8 protein-coding genes, 1 tRNA gene and 1 pseudogene are annotated in these 5484 nt (G+C 67.1%); 5 read left to right on the forward strand and 5 right to left on the reverse strand.

Going from position 1 to position 5484, the window contains the following annotated elements:
- Positions 1–281: pseudogene (locus RWO33_RS18860) on the forward strand (hypothetical protein); the annotation flags it as partial.
- 96 nt (positions 282–377) lie between these two features.
- Here the strand turns inward: RWO33_RS18860 and RWO33_RS18865 are convergent.
- The 3 genes from RWO33_RS18865 to rocF form a co-directional block, all read right to left on the reverse strand.
- A complete protein-coding gene (locus RWO33_RS18865; protein ID WP_145481037.1) occupies positions 378–599 on the reverse strand; it encodes a CsbD family protein in 222 nt (73 codons plus the stop codon).
- A 186-nt stretch (positions 600–785) separates the two neighbouring features.
- On the reverse strand, positions 786–923 hold the full coding sequence (locus RWO33_RS18870; RefSeq protein ID WP_145481035.1) for an entericidin A/B family lipoprotein: 138 nt from the start codon (positions 921–923) through the stop codon (positions 786–788).
- A 190-nt stretch (positions 924–1113) separates the two neighbouring features.
- The gene (rocF, locus tag RWO33_RS18875; RefSeq protein WP_314106813.1) at positions 1114–2037 is read right to left on the reverse strand and encodes an arginase; all 924 of its coding nucleotides are present in this window, start codon (positions 2035–2037) and stop codon (positions 1114–1116) included.
- Positions 2038–2352: 315 nt separating this feature from the next.
- Between rocF and RWO33_RS18880 the strand changes: the two genes are divergently transcribed.
- From RWO33_RS18880 to RWO33_RS18895, 4 genes are all read left to right on the forward strand, one after another.
- Positions 2353–2805 carry a roadblock/LC7 domain-containing protein gene (locus tag RWO33_RS18880; RefSeq protein WP_314106816.1) on the forward strand — a complete coding sequence of 151 codons (453 nt, stop codon included), beginning with the start codon at positions 2353–2355 and terminating at the stop codon, positions 2803–2805.
- Between the two features lie 76 nt (positions 2806–2881).
- On the forward strand, positions 2882–3241 hold the full coding sequence (locus tag RWO33_RS18885; RefSeq protein WP_070208473.1) for a hypothetical protein: 360 nt from the start codon (positions 2882–2884) through the stop codon (positions 3239–3241).
- A gap of 74 nt (positions 3242–3315) precedes the next feature.
- Complete coding sequence (locus tag RWO33_RS18890) at positions 3316–4278, forward strand: hypothetical protein (RefSeq protein ID WP_314106820.1); 963 nt, start codon at positions 3316–3318, stop codon at positions 4276–4278.
- A complete protein-coding gene (locus tag RWO33_RS18895; RefSeq protein ID WP_314106822.1) occupies positions 4275–4814 on the forward strand; it encodes a GTPase in 540 nt (179 codons plus the stop codon). The genes RWO33_RS18890 and RWO33_RS18895 overlap by 4 nt, the downstream gene beginning before the upstream one ends.
- Position 4815: 1 nt before the next feature.
- Here RWO33_RS18895 and RWO33_RS18900 read toward each other — a convergent pair.
- Both RWO33_RS18900 and RWO33_RS18905 read right to left on the reverse strand, forming a co-directional pair.
- Positions 4816–4891 (reverse strand) — tRNA-Thr (locus RWO33_RS18900).
- Positions 4892–4930: 39 nt separating this feature from the next.
- Positions 4931–5484 (reverse strand): SPOR domain-containing protein (locus tag RWO33_RS18905; protein ID WP_314106825.1); only part of this gene is annotated, 554 nt, incomplete at its 5' end.

Raw genomic sequence — 5484 nt, forward strand, 5'->3', positions numbered from 1 at the left:
CCGCCATGCCCTCGGCACGGGTCAGCGGCTCGGTCGCCGCCGCGCCCGCCCCGGCCTTGGGCACCGGCCATGGCCCGCGCGAGACGTCGTATTCGGGCAGCACGACATTCGAGCGTGCAACGCGCCTGCCCGCGCAGCGGCTGGACCTGCGCTACGACAGCGAACGCAACCTGGTGGCGAGGGGTGTCATTCCCGCCCGTTACCGCAGCGGCGAGCGTGGGCCGCAGGCGTTCCCGGACGCCTTCGTGCCGGACCCGCCGGCGTCGTACGGCTGGCGGTGATCCCCGCACAGCCACACGAAAAACGGGCCGCGATGCGGCCCGTTCCGGTTTCATACCCTCGTCGCGGCCCTGGGCCGCACTGCCCCGTCGGACGGGTCAGCGGAAGTCTGGATAATCCTTGCGCAGCGTTTCGTCGAAGTCCTTGACTTCTTTTTCAGCGCGATCGCGCGCCCAACCATAGCGCTCCTGCAGGCGGCCTGCGAGGTACTCGGAGTTGCCTTCGGCCACCTTGAAATCGTCGTCGGTCAGGTCACCCCACTTTGCCTGTGCCTTACCCTTGAGCTGCGTCCACTTGCCGGAAATGATGTCTTTGTTCATGGGTCCTTTCCTGGATTGCAACGGCAACGTCGCCGTGGGGACAGAGTGCAACAGCCGGTGTTTGGCGGCGGTCAAGCGCGGATGAAGCGGATGCTCACTTCGTTGAATGGTGGGCGTGCTTTGCAGGCATAAAAAAACGCCGGGAAATTCCCGGCGTTTTTATCTACCGACCAACGGTCGGTTGGATCAGTTGCCCTTGGCGGCGTCTTCAACCGACTCGCCGGCCTTCTGCACGTCCTTGCCGGCACCGGCAACGGTATTGCAACCGGCCAGCATGGCAACCGAAACCATCGACAACAGCATCAGTGCAATTACACGCTTCATAGGATTCTCCTGATTAGTTCAACGTCACTACCGAATTCCGGCCCCACCTGCCTCAGGCAGATCGCGTCGGCATCGCTGCCATTTCAGGCACCGCCGCCGCGTGAGATGCAATCTGAAGTCTGGGGCGTGCAATCGATGTGAACGCGCCCCGGAACGGTTCAGCCAAGGCCTGCGAAGCGCCGGCCCGGGCTCAGTCGCGCATCAGGGTGGACTTGCCGAACAGGCTCTCCACCAGGTCCACCGCCAGCACCGCGGTGGCATTGCGGTTGTCCAGCAGCGGGTTGAGCTCGACGATGTCCAGCGAGCCCATGCGCCCGGTGTCGGCGATCATTTCCATCACCAGCTGGGCTTCGCGGTAGTTCACCCCGCCCGGCACCGTGGTGCCCACGCCGGGCGCGATGCTGGGGTCCAGGAAGTCCACATCGAAGCTGACATGCAGGTGGGTGTTGTCGTCGACGCCGTCCAGCGCAGCCTCGACCGCGCGCTTCATCCCGGCTTCGTCGATGTAGCGCATGTCGTACACATCCACCTTGTGCTGCTTGATCAGGCGCTTTTCTTCCTGGTCCACCGAGCGGATGCCGATCTGCCGCACCTGCTGCGGGCAGATCGCCGGTGCGTCGCCGCCGAGCCGGGTCAAGGCGTCCGGCCCCAGGCCGCACAGGCAGGCCACCGGCATGCCGTGCACGTTGCCCGACGGCGTGACCTCACTGGTATTGAAATCCGAATGCGCGTCCAGCCACAGCACCCGCAGGTCGCGCCCCTGTTCCCGGCACCAGCGCGCCACGGCGGTGATCGAACCGATGCCCAGGCAATGGTCGCCGCCGAGCATGATCGGCATGCGCCCGTCCTGCAGTTCGGCATAGGTGGCATCCATCAACGCCTGGTTCCAGGCCACCACTTCGTCCAGGTGCCGGTAGCCCTGCACGGGCGCGGTCCACGGGTTGCGCGGGCCATCCAGGTTGCCGCAGTCGCGCACGTCCACGCCGCGTGCGGCCAGCGCTTCGCCCAGGCCGGCGATACGCAACGCCTCCGGCCCCAGTCCGGCACCGCGCGCACCGGCGCCGATGTCCGTAGGCACGCCGATCAGGGACACCGCAGGTTGACGTTTGCTCATACCAACTGACTCCACACACACGGAAAATCCGACCAGTCTAGTCACCGCACGGCCAAACCACTCGCGGCGACGCAGCAGCGGACGACCGGTGCCCTGGCCGGCCACGACGCTTCCTGCCCCTGCGCGTCGTATCCCGACACGGGCGCAAAACCTTTGTGCGTCAACGGTTTGACGCAGACGAAAGCAGCCCGTGGTTTAGCTTACGTTGTCTATTTTGGCAAAATTTACGTGCTACATTTCACACTTCTTCGCAGTACTGATTGACTAACCCGCAACGGGTTGGTCCGTGTTTCGTTTTGTCTCAGGGGGCAGTACGTGCAGCGCAGCAGCATCCACCAGATCGTCCGCAACGCCAGTGGCGAGAGCCAGCCGGCCCGGCAGCTGTATGACGTGGCCGCCATCGAGCAGGTGTTCCAGCAGTCGTGCGAACGCGAGCAGGGCCTGCGCCTGCTGATGCTGTCCACCGCCGACGGCCGCGCCGTGGCCGAAGATTCCACGCTGGGCGTGGACGGTCGCCGGCTGGCCGCGATGGCCAATTCCTTCCTGACCCTGGGCGAGACGGTCTCGCGCGAGCTGGCGCTGAGCGACGCGGACTACGCCACCATCTGCACCAAGCTGGGCAATGTGGTGCTGATCCGCATCCAGGCCGACAAGCCGCTGACCCTGACCGCCGTTGCCGGCCACGAGGTCAACATGGGGGTGCTGCTGTTCAACGCGCGCGATTGCGCCAGCCGCCTCGACGCCGTGCTGCGCGCCCGCGCGGCCTGAGCCCTACCGATTTCGCTGTGCCCTTATGGCAGGCCCTGGCCTGCCCCTCCCACTGCCTGAAGTAAAAAGGATTTACGTGCCCAATCTCAATCTGGAAAAGCTCAATTCGCTCGCCGGTTTCGTCGGCGCCGCGCTGGTCGACGGTGACAGCGGCATGGCCCTGGCCATGGTCGGCGGCGGCAACATCAACCTGGAACTGGCCGCGGCCGGCAACACCGAAGTGGTGCGCGCCAAGCGTCGCGTGGCCGAGTCGCTGGGCCTGTCGGACACGCTGGAAGACCTGCTGATCACCCTGACCACCCAGTACCACCTGATCCGCCCGCTGGAAAGCAACCCGCTGTTGTTCCTGTACGTGGTGATGGACCGCAGCAAGGCCAACCTGGCCATGTCGCGCCACGAACTGAAGGCCTTCGAAAAGACCCTGGACTTCAGCTGATCGCAGGCGCCCGTGCCGCACCACGTCCGTGAGCGGACGAGGTGCGGCCGCCGCCGCGCTGCTGCGTGACCCGCATGAATACCCCCACACGTTCCTTCCGCGTTGCCGCTGCCGGCCTGGACATGCTGCACCAGACCCGGCTGAAACTGGCCTGCTCGATGCTGCTTGCCGAGCGCATGGAGGTGCTGCTGCAGCCCTGGTCCGGCGACGCCTGCGACCTGCTCGTGATCGGCCTGGACCACCCGGATGCTGCCCGCGCGCTCAGCGAAGCGAACGCGGTCAACGTACCCATCCTGTCCATCGCGCGCCGCCATGCCGACGCGGCACCGGGACGGCTGCCGCATGGCGCCACCGTGCGCGACATCAACGAACAGCTTTCCAGCCTGCTGCTGGCCACGCCTGGCATGGGCAGCGAGCACCCGGCAGCGGGCACGCCGCTGCTTCTTCAGCTGGCATCGGCGGATCCCGGTGCATCGGCCCTGCACCTGCTGCAGCGCGGTGGCATCACCGTGCTCGTCGACAGCGCCACGCGCAGCATCGCGCTGGCCCCGGGCACCACGCTGGCGGACGTGGTGGCACAGCTGGATGACGTGGCCTGGTCGGCCAGCCCCATCGATGCGGCCACGTTCCAGCACCAGTATGCCTACCGGCTGCCGCAGCGGCACTCGTTCGAAGCGCTGTATTTCTGCATCGCGCGCCACCGGCCCGCGTTGCTGCCGCCGGTTGCCGAACAGGCCACGTTGAAGCTGCGCCACTGGCCCGACCTGCAGGCCGACGACGTGCCCGGCACGTGGCTGCTGGCCATCGCCTGCCTGCACGCGCGCCCGTGGCAGCCTGCGGCATTGGCCGCGGCTTGCCAGATTCCGCGCCACACGGTGCAATCGCTCTTCTGTGCTGCTGTCGCCAGTGGCCTCGCATTGAACCAGGACGCCGCCGTGCCCCGTACGCAACGCCGCAAAGACGCCAGCGACTCACGCTTCTTCTCGTGGGTGGCGCGCCGCTTCGGCCTGAACCTGTTCCAGGGAGCCCAACCATGAGCCTGCCTGCCAACAAGCTGGTGTTCGTCGGCAGCATGGGCGCCGGCAAGACCACCGCCGTCCGCGCGATATCGGACGTGGAGCCGGTAAGCACCGAGATGCCGATGAGCAGCGATGCCATGGGCGACAAAGTCGAAACCACCGTCGCGCTGGATTACAGCTCCATCGAGCTGGATGACGGCGAACTGCTGCACGTCTACGGCGTGCCCGGACAACGCTACCTCGACTTCATGTGGCCGATGGTATGCGAAGGCGCGCTGGGGGTGATCGTGCTGGTCAGCGCCGGGCACCCCGACCCGGTGGCCTCGACGCTGGAGCTGCTGCAGGAGTTCTCGCGCATCGCCCCGGAAGCCAGCCTGGCGGTGGGCGTGACCCGCACCGACGAACATCCGGCGCTGTTGATCCCGGAGTTCCGCAATGCACTTTTCGACGCCGGCCATCGCCTGCCGGTAATGCGCGTGGACGCGCGCTCGGCCACGCAGGTGACGTTCCTGGTGAAGTCGCTGTTGTCGTATCGGTACGCTGAAGCGCAGTAGCTGGTGCCGACACCCGGATTCGAACTGGGGACCTACCGCTTACAAGGCGGTTGCTCTACCAACTGAGCTATGCCGGCAAAGGCACGGCGACGGCATTGCCGGCGCGGACGGCGATTCTAGCGCAAGCCCGCGCATTCCAGCGAGCGCTGCTGGGCAGCGCCGCTGCGCTGGCGTGCTGCTGAGGGGGTGGCCTGCCCGGCCAGGGCCGCGTCCACCCACCACTGGGCCGTGCCTGCGGCGCCGCCGACCAGGCGGGCGCTGAAGCCGGCGGCCGCCAGCGCGGCCATCCGCCGCTCGGCGCCTTCACGGTTGCGGTACTGCCCCAAGGCAATGGCGTTGGTGTCTTCGCCCTGGGCCATGATGTAGTAATCGCTGATGCCGGCGGCGGCGATCCGCTTGACGGTGGCCTGGGCCTCTTCGCGGCTGGCGGCGGCCGGCAGCATCACCCGGTAGGTGCTGCTGGCACCGGGCTTTGCGACCTCCCGCAGGCGCGAGCGCTGGAGCAGGGTTCCGGCATTGCCCTGGGCGGCCATGGCGCTGTCGCGATCGGCAAAGGGGCCGAGGCTGATGCACTGGAGGGGCGCGGGGGGTACGGGCGCCGGTGGGGTTTCCGTGGGCCGGCCAACGGCCGGCGCTACCGCCGCGGTGGACGATGCGGGCACGTTTGATG

Source organism: uncultured Stenotrophomonas sp., from assembly GCF_963519925.1.
In the GTDB taxonomy this organism is placed as follows: Bacteria; Pseudomonadota; Gammaproteobacteria; order Xanthomonadales; family Xanthomonadaceae; genus Stenotrophomonas; species Stenotrophomonas maltophilia_AE.